The organism is Microbacterium sp. ARD31 (assembly GCF_031844425.1).
Genome location: NZ_JAUZVE010000001.1, coordinates 309,218 through 325,879, shown reverse-complemented (window position 1 = coordinate 325,879; position 16,662 = coordinate 309,218). Strand labels below are relative to the sequence as shown.

16 protein-coding genes are annotated in these 16,662 nt (G+C 70.0%); 7 read left to right on the top strand and 9 right to left on the bottom strand.

All coding sequences use genetic code 11. The features are described from left to right. Position 1: 1 nt before the first annotated feature. Complete coding sequence (locus tag Q9S36_RS01630; RefSeq protein ID WP_311283691.1) at positions 2-610, top strand: SRPBCC family protein; 609 nt, start codon at positions 2-4, stop codon at positions 608-610. Then, complete coding sequence (locus Q9S36_RS01625; protein ID WP_311283690.1) at positions 607-1,275, top strand: DUF4166 domain-containing protein; 669 nt, start codon at positions 607-609, stop codon at positions 1,273-1,275. The genes Q9S36_RS01630 and Q9S36_RS01625 overlap by 4 nt, the downstream gene beginning before the upstream one ends. Position 1,276: 1 nt before the next feature. On the opposite strand, the gene Q9S36_RS01620 is transcribed toward Q9S36_RS01625, so the two are convergent. Continuing rightward, positions 1,277-1,525, bottom strand: coding sequence for a DUF4287 domain-containing protein (locus Q9S36_RS01620; protein WP_253034595.1), 249 nt, complete (start codon positions 1,523-1,525; stop codon positions 1,277-1,279). A 31-nt stretch (positions 1,526-1,556) separates the two neighbouring features. Continuing rightward, the gene (locus Q9S36_RS01615) at positions 1,557-3,629 is read right to left on the bottom strand and encodes a type IIA DNA topoisomerase subunit B (RefSeq protein WP_396653714.1); all 2,073 of its coding nucleotides are present in this window, start codon (positions 3,627-3,629) and stop codon (positions 1,557-1,559) included. Between the two features lie 194 nt (positions 3,630-3,823). On the opposite strand from Q9S36_RS01615, the gene Q9S36_RS01610 reads away from it, so the two are divergent. Next, the gene (locus Q9S36_RS01610; RefSeq protein WP_018186680.1) at positions 3,824-4,045 is read left to right on the top strand and encodes a hypothetical protein; all 222 of its coding nucleotides are present in this window, start codon (positions 3,824-3,826) and stop codon (positions 4,043-4,045) included. A 61-nt stretch (positions 4,046-4,106) separates the two neighbouring features. Here Q9S36_RS01610 and Q9S36_RS01605 read toward each other — a convergent pair whose 3' ends face one another. The 5 genes from Q9S36_RS01605 to Q9S36_RS01585 all read right to left on the bottom strand — a co-directional run bounded on the left by Q9S36_RS01605 (position 4,107) and on the right by Q9S36_RS01585 (position 9,342). Beyond that, on the bottom strand, positions 4,107-5,120 hold the full coding sequence (locus tag Q9S36_RS01605; RefSeq protein ID WP_217531711.1) for a sugar-transfer associated ATP-grasp domain-containing protein: 1,014 nt from the start codon (positions 5,118-5,120) through the stop codon (positions 4,107-4,109). Positions 5,121-5,144: 24 nt separating this feature from the next. Beyond that, positions 5,145-6,167: a sugar-transfer associated ATP-grasp domain-containing protein gene (locus Q9S36_RS01600; protein WP_311283689.1), complete on the bottom strand. Its 1,023-nt coding sequence runs from the start codon at positions 6,165-6,167 to the stop codon at positions 5,145-5,147. Positions 6,168-6,169: 2 nt separating this feature from the next. Beyond that, positions 6,170-6,874, bottom strand: a complete 705-nt coding sequence (locus tag Q9S36_RS01595; RefSeq protein WP_064002135.1) for a coenzyme F420-0:L-glutamate ligase — start codon at positions 6,872-6,874, stop codon at positions 6,170-6,172. Continuing rightward, a complete protein-coding gene (locus Q9S36_RS01590; RefSeq protein ID WP_311283688.1) occupies positions 6,871-8,190 on the bottom strand; it encodes an RNA polymerase sigma factor in 1,320 nt (439 codons plus the stop codon). The genes Q9S36_RS01595 and Q9S36_RS01590 overlap by 4 nt, the downstream gene beginning before the upstream one ends. Positions 8,191-8,412: 222 nt before the next feature. Further along, positions 8,413-9,342 (bottom strand): proteasome assembly chaperone family protein, encoded by a 930-nt coding sequence (locus Q9S36_RS01585; protein WP_064002137.1) that lies wholly within the window; start codon positions 9,340-9,342, stop codon positions 8,413-8,415. An 86-nt stretch (positions 9,343-9,428) separates the two neighbouring features. Between Q9S36_RS01585 and Q9S36_RS01580 the strand changes: the two genes are divergently transcribed. The 3 genes from Q9S36_RS01580 to sucB all read left to right on the top strand — a co-directional run bounded on the left by Q9S36_RS01580 (position 9,429) and on the right by sucB (position 14,083). Then, the gene (locus Q9S36_RS01580) at positions 9,429-10,901 is read left to right on the top strand and encodes a leucyl aminopeptidase (RefSeq protein ID WP_311283686.1); all 1,473 of its coding nucleotides are present in this window, start codon (positions 9,429-9,431) and stop codon (positions 10,899-10,901) included. Further along, a complete protein-coding gene (gene lpdA / locus Q9S36_RS01575) occupies positions 10,898-12,268 on the top strand; it encodes a dihydrolipoyl dehydrogenase (protein WP_311283685.1) in 1,371 nt (456 codons plus the stop codon). Before Q9S36_RS01580 ends, lpdA begins: the two co-directional genes overlap by 4 nt. A 63-nt stretch (positions 12,269-12,331) precedes the next feature. After that, positions 12,332-14,083: a 2-oxoglutarate dehydrogenase, E2 component, dihydrolipoamide succinyltransferase gene (sucB, locus tag Q9S36_RS01570; RefSeq protein WP_311283684.1), complete on the top strand. Its 1,752-nt coding sequence runs from the start codon at positions 12,332-12,334 to the stop codon at positions 14,081-14,083. Between the two features lie 14 nt (positions 14,084-14,097). Here sucB and Q9S36_RS01565 read toward each other — a convergent pair whose 3' ends face one another. Beyond that, entirely contained in the window at positions 14,098-15,372 is a 1,275-nt protein-coding gene (locus Q9S36_RS01565) for a hypothetical protein (protein ID WP_311283683.1), read from the bottom strand. A gap of 117 nt (positions 15,373-15,489) precedes the next feature. Between Q9S36_RS01565 and Q9S36_RS01560 the strand changes: the two genes are divergently transcribed. Further along, positions 15,490-16,200: a DUF4191 domain-containing protein gene (locus Q9S36_RS01560; protein ID WP_311283682.1), complete on the top strand. Its 711-nt coding sequence runs from the start codon at positions 15,490-15,492 to the stop codon at positions 16,198-16,200. Between the two features lie 9 nt (positions 16,201-16,209). Here the strand turns inward: Q9S36_RS01560 and Q9S36_RS01555 are convergent, their stop codons facing one another. Then, positions 16,210-16,638 carry an RDD family protein gene (locus Q9S36_RS01555; protein WP_396653713.1) on the bottom strand — a complete coding sequence of 143 codons (429 nt, stop codon included), beginning with the start codon at positions 16,636-16,638 and terminating at the stop codon, positions 16,210-16,212. Positions 16,639-16,662: the final 24 nt, after the last annotated feature.

The window sequence follows — 16,662 nt, the reverse complement described above, 5'->3', positions numbered from 1 at the left end:
CGTGGCTCGGCGCGGCATCCATGTGGAGATCGACATCGCCGCGCCGATGGAGCACCTGTGGGCGCTCACCCAGGACCCCGAGCTGCACCCGCGCTGGGACGTCCGGTTCTCGCGTATCCAGCCGACGGGCACCGACGCGTCCGGGATGCAGCGGTTCACGTACGAACGCCGGACGCCGCTCCACACGGTGCGGGGCACGGGCGTCAGCCTGGGCGAGCGCCTGCGGCCCGACCGCACCCGGACGTCGGCGCTGCGTTTCTCGACGACCGATCGACTCTCTCCGATACGCCGCGGACGGGGGTACTGGCGGTACATCCCCCTCCCCGACGGCAGGGTGCGATTCGTGACGGGGTACGACTACGACCCCGGGTGGGGCCCCGCCGACGTCCTCGTGCGTCCGCTCCTCGGCTGGGCGACGGCGTGGAGCTTCGACCGGCTGCGCATCTGGGCCGAGACGGGGGTCGCACCGGAGCGCTGGGGCCTCGTCTCCGCCTTGGCCTGGTGGCGCGCGGACCGACCTCGCGCGGCGCGGTGCGGTCGTCGACCCGCCGGCCGGCACGCCCTCGACGATGCGCCGGCAACCCTCGCCGACCTTCGGGAGCCGACATGACCTCGCTCTTCCGCACCACGATGGGAGCGGACTTCGATCGTCTGCACCCGCAGCTCCAGCGTCGTTTCGACGTCGGGTTGACGGGCGGCATGGCTTGCGTGGGACGCGGGATCATGACGCAGATCACGCGCGGCCCGTGGTGGACGGTGCCGTTCCTGCAGATCGGGCGCCTTCGCAACATCCTCGTCCCCGACGTGGGCTCCGATGTCCCCTTCACCATCGCCAACTACCCCTACCTCGATCCGTACGGACGGGAGACGGTCACCTTCGTGCGCGAGTACGGGGTCCGCGGCAGGAGGCGCCGGTTCGACGCGACGATGGTGGCAGGGCACGACGGGATCGTCGACTACCTGGGGACCCACCAGCACCTCGCGGTCGACCTCGACGTGTCGGCGGAGCCCGACGGGTCACTCCTCCTGCGCAGCGGCGCACAGCGCTTCTACGAGGGGCCGGTCGCCTTCCGCTTCCCGATGCTGTTCAGCGGCCGCGCGACTCTCCGCGAGCGGTTCGACGAGACCGACGGACGGTTCCACGTCGACCTTCGCGTCGACAACGACCGCTTCGGGTACCTCTTCGGCTACCGAGGGTCCTTTACGTGCGAGTGGATGCCGGCATCCGACGCCCCGGCTCATCTGAAGCCGCGTCGCCACGAGCGGCGCCTCTGAGTCAGGCGGTCAGCTTCGCCTTGACGTAGGCGACGATCGCGTTCGCGTGGCCGTGGCCGAGGCCGTGCTCCTCCTTGAGGAGCCCCACCGTCGCCATGTGCGTCCTCGTGTCGAGCGCGTCGGCCGCGATGTCGAGCCAGTGCTGCACGGGCTGCCCATACGTCTTCTCGATGCTCGGGAAGTACGACGCCGGCCCCTTCGGCTTGTCGCCGGGGGCGATCACAGGAGCGACGACGCGGTGGGAGGTCATGAGCACAGAGTAGATCCGACGGAAGCCTGGGTCAGGCGTCGATCCTTTCGCGGTCGAGCCGTTCGCTCGAGGTGACGATGAAGTCCCGGCGGGGCGCCACCTCGGATCCCATGAGCAGCTCGAACACGGTGGAAGCGACTTCGGCGTCCTGCACCCGGACGCGGCGGAGAGTGCGTCCCGCGCGGTCCATCGTCGTCGTCGCGAGCTGGTCCGCGTCCATCTCGCCGAGGCCCTTGTAGCGCTGCACCGGCTCCTGCCACCGCTTGCCCGACTTCGTCAGCTTCGCAAGCAGCGTGTGGAGCTCCTGCTCGCTGTAGGTGTAGATCGTCTCGTTGGGCTTGGAGCCGGGGTTCATGACGACGACGCGGTGCAGCGGCGGCACGGCGGCGTACACCCGACCCTCTTCGATGAGGGGCCGCATGTACCGGAAGAAAAGGGTGAGCAACAGCGTGCGGATGTGTGCACCGTCGACGTCGGCGTCGCTCATCAGGATGATCTTGCCGTAGCGCGCGGCCTCGAGGTCGAAGGAGCGGCCCGAACCGGCACCGATCACCTGGATGATCGCGGCGCACTCGGCGTTCGAGAGCATGTCGCTGATCGACGCCTTCTGGACGTTCAGGATCTTGCCGCGGATCGGCAGCAGCGCCTGGTACTCGCTGTTGCGGGCGTGCTTGGCCGTCCCGAGCGCCGAGTCACCCTCGACGATGAACAGCTCCGACTCGGCGACGTCGTTCGTCCGGCAGTCGGCGAGCTTCGTCGGCAGCGAGGACGACTCGAGCGCGTTCTTTCGGCGCTGGGTCTCCTTGTGCGTGCGCGCCGAGATGCGCGCCTTCATCTCGGAGACGACCTTCTCGAGCAGCAGGGCGGTCTGCGCCTTGTCGTCCCGCTTCGTCGAGGCGAATTTGGCGGCGAGCTCCTTAGAGACCACCGAGGTCACGATGTTGCGGACCGCCGGCGTGCCCAGGATCTCCTTCGTCTGGCCCTCGAACTGGGGCTCCGGCAGGCGGACGGTCAGCACCGCCGACAGTCCCGCGAGGATGTCGTCCTTCTCGATCTTGTCGTTCGCACCGACCTTGAGCTTGCGGGCATTCGACTCGATCTGCCCGCGCAGCGTCTTCATGAGGCCCTGCTCGAAGCCCTGCTGGTGCGTGCCGCCCTTCGGCGTCGCGATGATGTTCACGAACGAGCGGGTGACCGTCTCGTAGCCCGTCCCCCACCGCAGCGCGATGTCGACCTCGCATTCGCGCTGCACCTCGGTGGGGACCATGGCTCCGGAGGCCTGCAGGACGGGCACCGTCTCGGTGAACGTGCCGGTGCCGGTCAGACGCCACGTGTCCGTGATCGGCGCATCCGGGGCGAGGAAATCGGCGAACTCCGAGATGCCTCCGTCGAAGCGATAGCTCGTCTCGACGGTGTCCACTGTCCGCTCGTCGACGATGACGATCTCGAGACCGGGGACGAGGAACGCGGTCTGACGAGCGCGCTGCTCTAGCTCGCTGAGATCGAACGCTGCGTCCTTCGTGAAGATCTGCCGGTCCGCCCAGTAACGGATGCGGGTACCCGTGACACCCTTCGCCGCCTTGCCGACGACGCGCAGCTCGCTGGACTTCTCGAACGGCCGGAATCCGGATGACGGCGAGTCGCCCTCGAACACGCCCGGCTCACCCCGGTGGAACGACATGGCGTACGTCTTGCCCGCCCGGTCGACCTCGACGTCGAGCCGCTCCGAGAGCGCGTTGACGACGGACGCACCGACACCGTGGAGCCCACCGGATGCCGCGTACGACCCACCGCCGAACTTGCCACCCGCGTGCAGCTTGGTGAACACGACCTCGACACCCGTCAAGCCGGTGCGCGGTTCGACGTCCACCGGGATGCCGCGCGCCCGGTCACGGACCTCGACGCTGCCGTCGGCGTGCAGGATGATCTCGATGCGGTCACCGTGTCCGCCGAGGGCTTCGTCGACCGAGTTGTCGATGATCTCCCACAGGCAGTGCATGAGTCCGCGGGAGTCGGTCGAGCCGATGTACATACCGGGCCGCTTGCGCACGGCCTCGAGCCCTTCCAGGACCTGGAGATGATGGGCGGAATACTCGGCTGTCACGATCTCCCATCGTATGCGGCACCCCCGACACGACGCCGACCGACACACACGCCGTCACGAGGTCGACACGCACAGGGAGCGCATACCGTACGCGCACAGCGAAATGTCATGCAATGGCGGCATACCCGCAACATCGGCGTGGTTGTATTGCGTGACAGTTCACCCGTCATGAGCAGTACGAGGAGGCACCTGACATGAGCACGTCGACCACCACCGAGCCCGGAGCCGTCCTCGAACACCGCCTGACGGCGATGGATCGCTGCGACTCCTGCGGAGCCCAGGCCTACATCGCCGCCGAGGTCAACGGGAGCGAACTCCTGTTCTGCGCCCACCACGGCCGCAAGTACGAGGAGAAGCTCCGCGCCGTCGCCACCTCGTGGCACGACGAGACCGCCCGCCTGACCGAGTCGGTCTGAGCCGCGGCATCCCGATCACGACGAAAGCCCCCTGCGATGCAGGGGGCTTTCGCGATGCCGGTCAGAACCCGACGGCCGCCTGGTACACCGGGAGGAGGCCCGTCCGCACACCCGACGCCGACGGCTTCGGCTGGAAGACGCTGGAGTTGTGGTTGCCCTCGATGACGACGGGACCGTTCGCGGTGATCGCGATGTCCCAGCCCACATAGGGCGCCTCGGGCGTCCGACGGGCGAGGGCGGCGACCAGATCGAGGACCTCGCTGTAGAGCGGCACCCGGAATCCGACGATCGGCGTTCCCGTCACGGGGTGCTCGCGGTAGACGTTGCTGTTCTTGTCGACACCGGGGTACAGCGCGACGCCCTCGTCGTCGAGCATCGTGAACATCCCGCCCGAGGCGAAGTTGTCGATGACGTCGCCGTTGCCGATGCGCAGCACGGCCGCCAGCAGGTGCACACGGTCGTCTTTGTCGAGGAACGTGATGAGCCGGACGGTGTTGACCGCGTCCGGGTACAGCGCCGACATCTCGGGGTGCTGCACGATGAACTCGTCGAGCACCGTCTGGCCCTGGGCGGTCACCTCGGCCCGGAACCGCGCCGGGTCGACGTCGGGGCCGACCTCGTGGAGCTCGATCCCCCCGCCGCCGTGACCCTCGTTGGGCTTGGCCAGCACACGCGGGTGCCGGGAGAGGAACGCCGCCAGCTGCGCGTCGTCGACGTCCCGCAGATCGATCGTCTCGCGACCGAGCAGATCGGCGTACTCGCGGGCGAACCGGCGCTTGTCCTCGAGCTTCGAGCGCCCCTCGGGTGTGTTGTACATCTTCGTGATGCGGAAGGACTTCGGATGCGTCATCCACGTCTTCCGCTCACGCGCGTTCAGGAGCCGGATGTCCCACACCGCGTAGTCGCGGAACGCCATGTCGTAGCGCACCGAGCACCACAGCATGTCCGCGATGATCACCGGCAGCGGCGCCTTCGACACCCGCTGGACGGTCCGCGCGAACTCGACGAGGTTGCCCGGGCGGAGCTTGCGTGCGCGACGGATCAGGTACTGCAGGCGGACGCGGATGCGGCGCATGTCGGTCCCTTCGGTTGGGGTCGGTCAGAAGCGCATCGCAGCGCGGTAGCGGGGCAGCAGACCGCGACGGATGCCGGAGACCGAGGGCTTCGACTGGAAGACGCCGGAGTTGTGGTTGCCCTCGATGACGACGGGGCCGTCGGGCGTGATGGCGATGTCCCACCCGATGTACGGGAAGGCCGGCACGCGACGCGCGAGCCGGTCGACGAGCTCGAGCACCTCGTCGTAGAGCGGCACCTGGAACCCGGTGATGGGTGTTCCCGTCGCGGGGTGCTCGGCGAAGGGGCGCCCCTCCTCGTCGCTGGCGGCGTGCAGGGCACGACCCTGCTCGTCGAGCATCGTGTACATGCCGCCGTTGCTGAAGTTGTCGATGACGCCGCCGTTGCCGATCTTCAGCACACCCGCGAGGACGTGCACCTCGCCGTCGGGATCGAGGTAGGACACCATCCGGAGCGAGTTGACGCTCCCGGGGTACAGCGCCGCCATGTCGGGATGCTGCACGAGCACCTCCTCGACGAGCGTCTGACCGTCGGCGAGCAGCCGATCGCGGAAGGCGTCGACGTCCCCGATGTCGACGGACTCGACGAGCGTGATCCCGTTGCCGCCCACGCCGCCGGGGTTCTTGGCGATGATGCGCGGGTGGCGGGCGACGAAGGCGGCGAAGGCCGCGGCATCCGACTCACCGAGGTCGAGCCACTCACGACCCAACTCGGGCCCGAAACGGGTGGCGAACTGGAGCTTGTCGTCGAAGATCGCCCGCTGCGCGTTGTCGTTGAGGCGTCGCGAGAGGTGGAACGACTTGGGGTCGGTCATGTACGTCTTGCGCTCACGACCCTTGAGGATGCGGAAGTCCCACTCCGAGTAGTTCTCGAACGTCGTCTCGTAGCGCACCGAGCACCAGGCCATGTCGGCGACGACCCACCACAGCGGCGCCTTCGACAGCCGCGCGGACTGACGGGCGAACTGCAGCACACGCTCGGTGTCGAAGTTGACCACCCGGCGCACGAAGAAGCGGGCACGGCGATAGAACCTGTTGACGGCGCCCACGGTCAGCCCTTCGACGGACGGATGATGCCGAGCGGCGTGGACTGGTGTCCCTGACCGAGCGGGTTGTCCGAGAGGATGCGGACGAGCCGCTGCTCCCCGGCCTTGTCGAGCGTCGACCCGAGGATGTTGCCGCCGATGTCGTTGATGTCGACGACCGCCACCTCGAACGCGCCGCCGAGACGGGACTTCAGGCGCGCGGCCACGGCGGCCGGCTCCTTCGGACCGAGCACGACCGCCTTGTTGTACGGCGGGATCGTGTGCGGAGTCGGCCCGTCGATCGACCGTGCCTTGTCGCCGGCGATCCGGTAGAAGTCACCGCGTCGTCCGAACAGCTTCGTGATCGCGGCGACGCCCGCGGCGAACAGGATGCGGGGCGTCCCGCATTCGCGCAGCGCCATCTCCATCGTCTCGGGCATGCCCAGGCCGATGCCGTACTTCGTCTTGACGACGTAGCGCGAGAGGAAACGCGCGAGCGGGCGCGGCGCGATGTCCTCGACGAGGTACGACCTGCCCTGCGTGATCGCGACGATCTTCTCCGTCACGAACAGCAGATCACCGGGCTGCAGCTCGGGCGAGGCGTAGGTCGCGACGATTTCGTCGATGTCCTCGCCCGGCATGACGACGTGCGTCCGGATCGGGATCCGGGCGTACGTCGCGCCGTCGACCGCTCGCGTGAGCTCCTTGCCCTCGTTCGCGGCGCCGCTCATTCGAGGTAGTCCCGGAGCGACTGCGACCGCGACGGGTGCCGCAGCTTCGCCATCGTCTTGGACTCGATCTGACGGATCCGCTCCCGCGTGACGCCGAACGTGTCGCCGATCTGGTCGAGCGTCTTGGGCTGACCGTCGCCGAGGCCGAACCGCATCCGGATGACACCCGCCTCGCGCTCGCTGAGCGAGTCGAGCAGGGACTCCAGCTGACGCTGCAGCATCGTGAAACCGACGGCGTCGGCGGGGACCACGGCCTCGGTGTCCTCGATGAGGTCGCCGAACTCGCTGTCGCCGTCCTCACCGAGGGGCGTGTGAAGCGAGATGGGCTCGCGGCCATACTTCTGGACCTCGATGACCTTCTCGGGCGTCATGTCGAGCTCGCGGCTGAGCTCCTCGGGCGTGGGTTCGCGACCCAGGTCCTGAAGCATCTGCCGCTGCACGCGGGCCAGCTTGTTGATGACCTCGACCATGTGGACCGGGATGCGGATCGTGCGCGCCTGGTCGGCCATCGCGCGGGTGATCGCCTGACGGATCCACCAGGTGGCGTAGGTCGAGAACTTGAAGCCCTTGGTGTAGTCGAACTTCTCGACGGCACGGATGAGGCCGAGGTTGCCCTCCTGGATGAGGTCCAGGAACTGCATGCCGCGACCGGTGTAGCGCTTGGCGAGCGAGACGACCAGTCGCAGGTTCGCGCCGAGCAGGTGGCTCTTGGCGCGCTGCCCGTCACGGGCGACCCACTGCAGGTCGAGACCCAGCTGCGACGACTTCTCGGCAGCCGTCATGTGCGACAGCTTCTCCTCGGCGAACAGGCCCGCCTCGATCCGCATCGCGAGCTCGACCTCTTCGGCCGCGTTGAGGAGCGGGACCTTGCCGATCTGCTTCAGGTAGTCCTTGACCGGGTCGGCGGTCGCACCGGTGATCTGCGTCGAGTAGACCGGGACCTCGTCGTCGTCCGAGGAGGAGATGACGATCGCGCCCGTCGGGAGCGGCTCGGTGAAGGCAGGCTTCGCGGGCTCGTCCTCGTCCTCGCCGTCCGCCTTCTCGGCATCCTTCTTCGTGTCGTCGTCCGAGGCATCGTCGGCGGCGTCGACATCGATCTCGACCTCGTCGACTTCTTCGTCTTCGTCCTCGTCGTCGGCTGCCTTCTTGGCGCGTGCCTTGGCCGGGGACGCCTTCGTCGCGGCAGGCTTCTTCGCCGCGGCCTTGCGAGCCGGGGCCTTCTTCGCCGGGGTGGTCGCCGCCTCGGGCTCGACCGCTTCGGCGGCGTCGACCGTGTCGGCCGCGCGTGTACGGGTGGTCCTCGTGCTCGAAGTCACGTTTCGCCTTTCACCGACGGCACTCCGCCGGGTTTCGGACACTAGTAAGACCCTTGTCAAGTCCGCCGGACTCGCACGGAAGCGACTCCACGGGCCCGACAACGGGTCATTTCGTCCATTCTCTCATACGTCTCGGATGCATGAAGGACGTACCCGTGTCAACACCGAATACCTTGTGCGCATTCCCCGGCGGAATGCTGTCACGGCGGCGCGGAGTGCGACTCAGCCGAGCCCGGGGCGCCGGTCGTCGTCGCCGGAGGGACGGTTCGCGAGGAACCGCTCGAGCTCGGCGGCCAGCTCGTCGGCGGACGGCAGATCGCCGGTGTGGATGATCGGCTGGGCCTGCGTCGAGCCCGCCATGTAGGCGTCGTAACGGTTCTCGAGGTTGCCGAGCATGGCGGTCAGTTCCTCACTGGCCGCGACCTGGTCGTCCACCTTCTCGAGGTACTCCCGGTTCTCCTCGCGGAGGGTGTCGCTGTCGAAGACGAGACCGGTCGCGACGGAGACGCTGTCGAGCGCGGCGATCGCCGCCGCGGGGAAGTCCGTCTCCGCGAGGTAGTGCGGCACCAGCAGGGCGAACCCGGACACCGAGACACCGGCATCCGAGAGCCGGTACTCGAGGAGGTGCCCGGCGGTCGAGGGGACCTGGGTGCGGGGCTTCCACACGGAGTGCGCCTCGGTGAGGTCGGCGCGGTTGCCGCTGACCGTCGTCCCCAGCGGCCGCGTGTGGGGCACCGGCATCGGGATCGCGTGCACCCACGTGACGGACCGGACCTGCAGCCCCTCGGCGAGTCCGACGACGGTGTCGACGAAGGCCTCCCAGGCGAAGTCGGGCTCGTAGCCGGACAGCAGGACGAAGGGCTGACCCAGCGAGTCGTGGACCAGCGCGAGGTCGAGACGGGGAGGCTGGTAGTCCTCGAGGTGGTCGCCGTTGAAGGTGATGAGGGGCCGGCGGGCGCGGTAATCGAACAGCACGTCCGGGTTGAAGGTGATGACCGGTTGCGGGTCGAGCTCGGTGTGCAGGTGGTCGACGACGCGGGTGACCGCGGAACCGGCATCCGTGAAGCCGGTCAACGCGACGACCAGCGGAAGGCCCGCGGGCACGGGCGGCGCCGTCGTGATGCGCTCGTAGAGGGGACCAGACAGGGGCATGTCTCCACTGTAGGAGCACGCCCGAAGCAGGCGGCGCGCCACCCGTCCCGCTCTGAGCGAACGCCCCCGTCCATAGGATGGAGTCCATGCCGTACCCCGAGCTGACCGTGTCCACTTCTCCTGCACGCGACGGCGGTGCCGACGCGATCATCCTCGCCCTCCCGCCCCTCGACGAGGCGGCGTCGGTCCTCGCGGACTGGCCGGGTGTCGAGGAGGTCCTCCGCGGCATCGGATTCAGCGGCACCCCCGGGACCACGACCCGGGTCTTCGCCCCCGCAGCCACCGCGCTCCCCCTCTTCGTCGTGGGGACCGGCTCTGCACCCTCGGCCGAGGCGATCCGGGATGCCGTCGGTGCCGCCGTGCGCACGACGACGGGGTTCGCCCGGCTCGCCGTCGCCCTCCCGCACGCCGAAGCGCACTGGCGCGCCGCGGCCGAAGGCGCGGTCCTCGGCGGATACCGCTTCGAGGGGTACAAGTCCTCCGAGTCCGGGAAGACCCGCGCCTCCCACGTCGTCCTGCATCTGTCGGCCGACGTCGACCCGGAGGAGCTGCGCGCGGTCGACGTCACCGGGTCCGCCGTCGCCCTCGTGAAGGACCTCGTCAACGTGCCCGCGGAGTGGCTCGGACCCGCCGATCTCGCCGAGCGCGCCATCGAGGCCGTCGCGGGGCTCCCCGTCGACGTCGAGGTGCTCGACGAGACCGAGCTCGCGGCGCAGGGCTACGGCGGCATCCTGGGCGTCGGCAAAGGGTCCGACCGTCCGCCGCGTCTCGTCCGCCTGACCTACTCCCCCGCGGGCGCCGACCGCCACATCGCCCTGGTGGGCAAGGGGATCACGTTCGACACCGGCGGGCTGTCGCTGAAGCCACCGGCATCCATGGTCGGGATGAAGTTCGATATGGCGGGCGCGGCGACCGCGCTCGCGGTGGTGCGCGCCGCCGCGCAGCGCGAACTGGCGATCGCGGTGACCGCGTGGCTGTGCATCGCCGACAACATGCCCTCCGGGCGCGCGACCCGCCCCGGCGACGTCCTGCGGATGCTCGACGGGACGAGTGTCGAGGTCCTCAACACGGATGCCGAGGGCCGCCTCGTCCTCGCCGACGGGCTCGTCGCGGCGAGCCGGACGCGACCCGATGTCATCGTCGACGTCGCGACGCTCACGGGTGCCGTGATCGTCGCGCTCGGCAACCGCCACACGGGGGTCATGGGCGACGACGCGACCGTGGCGCGCTACCTCGAGGCGGCAGCATCCGCCGGTGAGGCCGCATGGCAGCTGCCGCTCCCCGACCACATGGAGGACGAGCTCGACTCCCCCATCGCGGACCTCCGCAACGCCAAGGTCGGCGACCCGGCGGGCGGCACGATGTTCGCCGGGCTCTTCCTGCGCCGCTTCGTCGGCCGCACGGGAGAGGCTGCCGACGCCCCCCGCATCCCGTGGGTGCACCTCGACATCGCGGGCAGCGGCGAGAACAAGGCCTCGCCCTTCGGCCCGACCGACAAGGGACCCACGGCGGCGACGGTCCGTTCGCTGCTCGCCTTCCTCGAGGCGGAGATCCGATGAGCCGCCACGAGTTCGACGTCGTCGTCCTGGGCGGCGGCAGCGGCGGGTACGCCGCCGCGATCCGCGCGAGCGAGCTGGGCAAGAAAGTCGCCCTCATCGAGAAGGACAAGGTCGGGGGAACCTGCCTGCACCGCGGCTGTGTGCCGACCAAGGCGCTCCTCCACACCGCGGAGATCGCTGACCACGTGCGGGAAGCCGCCGCGGTCGGCGTCGACGCCTCGCTGACGGGGTTCGATCCGGCGCGGATGACCGCTTACCGCGAAGGCATCGTCGCCAAGAAGTACCGCGGCCTGCAGAGCCTGCTGTCCACGCGCGGCATCACCGTGGTCGCGGGCGAGGGCCGGCTGAGCGCGGACCGGTCCGTGATCGTCGGCGAGGACGAGTACGCGGGTGCGGATGTCATCCTCGCGACGGGCTCGCAGACGAGGTCGCTTCCGGGGGTCGAGGTCGGCGGACGGGTGCTCACGAGCGAGACCGCGCTGACGCTCGACACCGTCCCCGGCTCGGTGGTCGTCCTGGGCGGCGGGGTCATCGGGGTCGAGTTCGCGAGCGCGTGGCGTTCGCTCGGCGTCGACGTCCTCATTGTCGAGGCCCTCGACCGACTGCTCCCGGCAGAGGATGCCGCGTCGAGCAAGGCCCTCGAACGCGCGTACCGCAAGCGCGGCATCCGGACTGCCCTCTCGACCCGCTGCGAGGGCGTCTCGCCGCGCGAGGACGGCGTGGCCGTCACGCTGTCGGACGGAGCCGTCGTCGAGGCGGACTACGTCCTCGTGGCGGTCGGACGGGGTCCCGTCACCGACGGCCTGGGCCTGGACGAGGCGGGTGTCACCCGCGACCGCGGGTTCGTCGTCGTGGGCGACGACCTGCAGACCTCGGTGCCCCACGTGTGGGCCGTGGGCGACATCGTCCCCGGGCTCCAGCTCGCGCACCGCAGCTTCCAGCAGGGCATCTTCGTGGCGGAGCGGATCGCCGGTCTCGCGCCGGTCGCCGTCCCCGAATCGACCATCCCGCGCGTGTCGTACTCCCACCCGGAGGTCGCCTCGGTCGGCCTCACCGAGGAGCAGGCGCGCGCCGCGCACGGGGATCGCGTCGCGGCCTATGAGTTCAACCTCGCCGGCAACGCGAAGAGCGAGATCCTCGGGACCGCGGGCTTCGCCAAGGTCGTCCGCATCGTGGACGGCCCCGTCGTGGGCGTGCACCTCGTCGGCGACCGCGTCGGCGAGCTCATCACCGAGGGGCAGCTCGCGATCGGATGGGAAGCCCACCCGGAGGACATCGCACCGTTCGTCCACGCGCATCCGACCCAGAGCGAAGCCCTCGGCGAGGCGTTCCTCGCTCTCGCGGGCAAGCCCCTCCATACCGTCTGACCCCGTCGCACGGGCGACACTAAGCTAGACAGCACATCGCACTTTCTTGAAGGAGACACAGTCATGAGCACATCCGTGGTCCTCCCCGCGCTCGGTGAGAGCGTCACCGAGGGAACGGTCACCCGCTGGCTCAAGAAGGTCGGTGATTCCGTCCAGGCCGATGAAGGACTCCTGGAGATCTCGACCGACAAGGTCGACACCGAGATCCCCTCGCCCGTCAGCGGCGTCATCGAGGAGATCCTCGTGCAGGAGGACGAGACCGTCGAGATCGGCGCCGTGCTCGCGAAGATCGGTGACGGCTCGTCCGCGCCGGCCGAGTCCGAGCCCGCCGAGTCCGCTCCGGCCGAGTCCGAGCCCGCCGAGTCCGCTCCGGCCGAGTCCGCGCCCGAGCAGTCCGCACCCGCCGAGCCCGCCCCGCAGGAGACCCCCGCCGAGTCCGCACCGGCACCGGCGGCATCCGGCGATGCGAAGGACGTCGTCCTCCCCGAGCTCGGTGAGAGCGTCACCGAGGGCACCGTCACCCGCTGGCTCAAGCAGGTCGGCGACGACGTCGCGGTCGACGAGCCCCTCCTCGAGATCTCGACCGACAAGGTCGACACCGAGATCCCCTCGCCCATCGCCGGCACGCTGACCGAGATCCTGGTCCAGGAGGACGAGACCGTCGAGGTCGGCGCCGTCCTGGCCCGCGTCGGATCCGGCGCCGCCGCGGCACCCGCTGAATCGGCCCCCGCGGCACCCGCCGAGGAGAAGGCCTCCGAGGCCCCGGCGCCCCAGAGCGAGGCGCCCGCCGCCGAGCAGCCCAAGGCCGAGGAGCCGAAGGCCGAGGAGCCGAAGGCTGAGCAGCCCAAGGCCGAGCAGCCCGCTCCGGCCGCACCGGCGCCGGCCGAATCGGCGTCGGACGACGAGGGCGTCACCTACGTGACTCCTCTCGTGCGCAAGCTCGCCCAGCAGCACGGCGTCGACCTGTCGAACGTGCGTGGCAGCGGCGTCGGTGGACGCATCCGCAAGGAGGACGTCCTCAAGGCCGCCGAGGCCCCCAAGGCCGAGTCCGCACCGGCCGCTGCCGCCGCGCCGGCGCCCGCCGCCGTCGAGGTCTCGCCGCTGCGCGGCACCACCCAGGCGATGTCGCGTCTGCGCAAGGTGCTCGCCAGCCGTGCCGTCGAGTCGATGCAGCAGACTGCTCAGCTGACGACGGTCGTCGAGGTCGACGTCACGAAGCTTGCGAGCTACCGCGACTCGGTGAAGAACTCGTTCCTCGAGAAGACCGGCGACAAGCTGTCGTTCCTGCCGTTCTTCGCGCTGGCGGCCGCCGAAGCCCTCAAGGCATTCCCGATCATCAACGCGACCGTCGACGGCGACCAGATCGTCTACCCGGCGAGCGAGAACCTCTCGATCGCGGTCGACACCGAGCGGGGTCTGCTGACGCCTGTCCTGCGTGACGCGGGCGACAAGAACATCGCACAGATCGCGCACGAGATCGCCGACCTCGCCGACCGGACGCGCAACAACAAGCTGAAGCCCGACGAGCTGGCCGGCGGCACGTTCACGCTCACCAACACCGGTTCGCGTGGCGCGCTGTTCGACACCCCCGTGGTGTTCCTGCCGCAGTCGGCCATCCTGGGCACGGGCGTCGTCGTGAAGCGTCCCGGAGTCGTCTCGGTCGACGGGAAGGACGCGATCAGCGTCCGCTCCTACGTCTACCTGGCGCTGTCCTACGACCACCGCGTCATCGACGGTGCCGACGCCGCGCGCTTCCTCAGCGCGGTGAAGGCTCGCCTCGAGGCGGCGCAGTTCGAGGGTCAGCTCGGCGTCTGACACCCCCAGCGGGATCATGGCTGGTCCGCGAGGTCGTACACCTCGCGGACCAGCCATCGCTTTTCCACCCGCACCATGACGAGCACCTGGGTCACCTCGGCCGTCACGATCCGGACGGCCGCGGCACCGCCGTACTCGTCGACCACCTCCACCGCGTAGTCCCCACCCGCGGCGTCGATCGGTCGGGCCGATCCGGACTCCTCCCAGAGCTTTTCGAGACACGCGTCGTCACCACAGGCAGCCAGCGCGTCCACCAGGCCGCGAGCCGCGTCGACGATCTCCGCCGGCCCCTCATCGGACCGGGCGGCGTCCTCCGTCGCAGGATCCTCGTCGCGCACCGGAGAGGCGGATGCCGACGGCGCCGCCGCGCGCGTCGGATCAGCGGACCCGCCGGCCGCCGCTGCCGGGCGCTCCCCCTCCCCTGACGGCCACAGGGCGCCCCCGACGATGACCGCCGTGGCCACGGCTGCCGCGACGAGGAGGACACGGCGCCGTCCCCCCGTGGGCCGGCCTGCCTGCCGATCACCCGCGCGCGGCGTCGCACGGGTGCGACGGACGACCGCGGCCCACGCGCGCCCGACCCGCTCGGCGACCCCCACGTCCACCAAGCGCGCGAGCAGGTCCCGCACGGTGCCGGCGACGCTCCCACTCGCGCGCGGAGGAGCCACGGCGCGTTCGCGTGTCTTAGGCAGGTGCCCGTCCTCGCGCCGTTCCGTCGGAAGCGGTTCGGGATCCGCCGCGGCGAACAACGCGCCTTCGATCGCCTCGCCCTCTCGACGCAGGAGCCGGGGGTCGCCGATCGCCGCTGCGGCGCTCTCGAGTGCTCGCTGCAGCGGCGGGTCTGCGGCATACACCCGCCGGAGGAGGTCGACGGTGTCCTCGCGCCAGGCGAGCGTGCCGGTCAACGCGAGGACGGGTCTGCCCTCGGTGGTGACCCACCATCGTCCGGCCTCGGCACCGAGTCCGTCCGCCTCGCGTGCGCCTCGGAGGGCGCTGACCGCCAGCGTGACGAGGACACCCGGCGGAGGCGAGCCGTCCGTCAGCACCTCGTCGAGCCTGACGGGACAGTGCGGCAGGACGACACGGGAACCTTCCGGCGTCCCCGCGGCGTCCATCGGGGCGAGGAGGTGCTCGGCCCCGTGCGCCGCCCACGCGGGCGAGGCGCCGAAGGCAGCGGCGTCCACCCACACGGTCGGCGGGTCACCGGCGCGCAGTACCCCTGCGAACGGGGCCTCGGCCGCGGTGAGCTCGCGCAGCGCCGGCGGGATGTCCAGAGCGACGGGTTCCATTCCTCCACCCTCCGTCCGCGCCCACCATGATCGGCTGCGCCCCGACGACCGGTGGACAGCCGCCCGCGCCCGACGACGTGTGAAGAAGTCCGCGGGCCGCGAAGGTAGGCTGAGCACATGGCATCCCGCAGTACCGCACCTGAGAAGCGCCCCGGATTCTTCTCCCAGATCCGCTCGCTGTACACGTTCACCCGGAGCGAGTTCCGGTGGTTGCCGTGGGCCTTGATCGGTGCCCTGCTCCTCGGTGTCGCCCTGGGCGTCGGCCTCGGCTTCCTCGTGCCGCCGGTGGCGATCTGGAGCGTCATCCTCTGGGGTGTCAGCGGCCTGCTCATGGGCTTCCTCTTCGCGATGATCCTGCTGACGCGCCTGTCGACGCGGGTCATGTACAAGAAGCTCGACGGGATGCCGGGTGCCACCGGCCACATCCTCTCGACCGGTCTCGGTCGCAGCTGGGTGACGTCCGACATGCCCGTGGGTGTCAACCCGCGGACGCAGGACGCCGTCTACCGGGCCGTCGGTCGCGGCGGGGTCGTCATCATCGGCGAGGGTGCGCGTGGGCGACTGACGCGCCTCGTGAACGATGAGCGCAAGAAGGTCGCGCGGGTCGCCTCGGGCATCAACATCGAGGTCCTCTACGTCGGCGACGGCGAGGGCGACGTCCACATCTCCAAGCTCGCCAAGACCATCAAGGCGCTGCCCAAGACCGTCGATCGCGCCACCCTCGCGGCCGTCGTCAAGCGCATCGACTCGGTGTCGCAGTCGGTGACGTCGCTGCCGATCCCCAAGGGCATCGACCCGACGCGCGCCCGCGCTCCGCGACCCCGGTAAGCGGCCGCGTCAGCCGCGGACGAGGACGGTTCCGACCACTTTGTCGTGGAGGCCCCGCTGGTCGGCGTCCCAGATCACCGCGGGCAGCACGACCACGAGCAGTGCCGTGCGGACGATGGGACGCCAGAGGCCGGGCCATCCGCCGCGCGCCAGCTCCACCCGCATCCCGAGGATCCGGTGACCCGGACTCCCGCCGAGCGTGGGGATGAACAGGATCTGGAGGGCGGCGAACACGATCATCGGCGCGAACAGCGTCCAGCCGGCCTTCTCAGGCAGGGCGAACTGGTCGTATCCGAAGAACGCCGTCGCCAGGACCGTCGCCGCCGCATAGTCGATGAACAGGGCGCCGATGCGCCGGCCGGGCCGGCCGATGCTGCCGCGGCCGGTGGCGGGACGTCCGAGCCGTTCGCCGGGGTAGTCGGGCAGGGTCGATGACACCGTCTCAGCGTAATCCGGGGCACG

Bases quoted from the DNA above. Each gene is read 5' to 3' on its own strand.
- sucB (WP_311283684.1), top strand. From the start codon at position 12,332: ATGAGCACATCCGTGGTCCTCCCCGCGCTCGGTGAGAGCGTCACCGAG.
- Q9S36_RS01580 (WP_311283686.1), top strand. From the start codon at position 9,429: ATGCCGTACCCCGAGCTGACCGTGTCCACTTCTCCTGCACGCGACGGC.
- lpdA (WP_311283685.1), top strand. From the start codon at position 10,898: ATGAGCCGCCACGAGTTCGACGTCGTCGTCCTGGGCGGCGGCAGCGGC.
- Q9S36_RS01565 (WP_311283683.1), bottom strand. From the start codon at position 15,372: ATGGAACCCGTCGCTCTGGACATCCCGCCGGCGCTGCGCGAGCTCACC.
- Q9S36_RS01605 (WP_217531711.1), bottom strand. From the start codon at position 5,120: ATGCGCCGCATCCGCGTCCGCCTGCAGTACCTGATCCGTCGCGCACGC.
- Q9S36_RS01620 (WP_253034595.1), bottom strand. From the start codon at position 1,525: ATGACCTCCCACCGCGTCGTCGCTCCTGTGATCGCCCCCGGCGACAAG.
- Q9S36_RS01560 (WP_311283682.1), top strand. From the start codon at position 15,490: ATGGCATCCCGCAGTACCGCACCTGAGAAGCGCCCCGGATTCTTCTCC.
- Q9S36_RS01585 (WP_064002137.1), bottom strand. From the start codon at position 9,342: ATGCCCCTGTCTGGTCCCCTCTACGAGCGCATCACGACGGCGCCGCCC.
- Q9S36_RS01595 (WP_064002135.1), bottom strand. From the start codon at position 6,874: ATGAGCGGCGCCGCGAACGAGGGCAAGGAGCTCACGCGAGCGGTCGAC.
- Q9S36_RS01625 (WP_311283690.1), top strand. From the start codon at position 607: ATGACCTCGCTCTTCCGCACCACGATGGGAGCGGACTTCGATCGTCTG.
- Q9S36_RS01610 (WP_018186680.1), top strand. From the start codon at position 3,824: ATGAGCACGTCGACCACCACCGAGCCCGGAGCCGTCCTCGAACACCGC.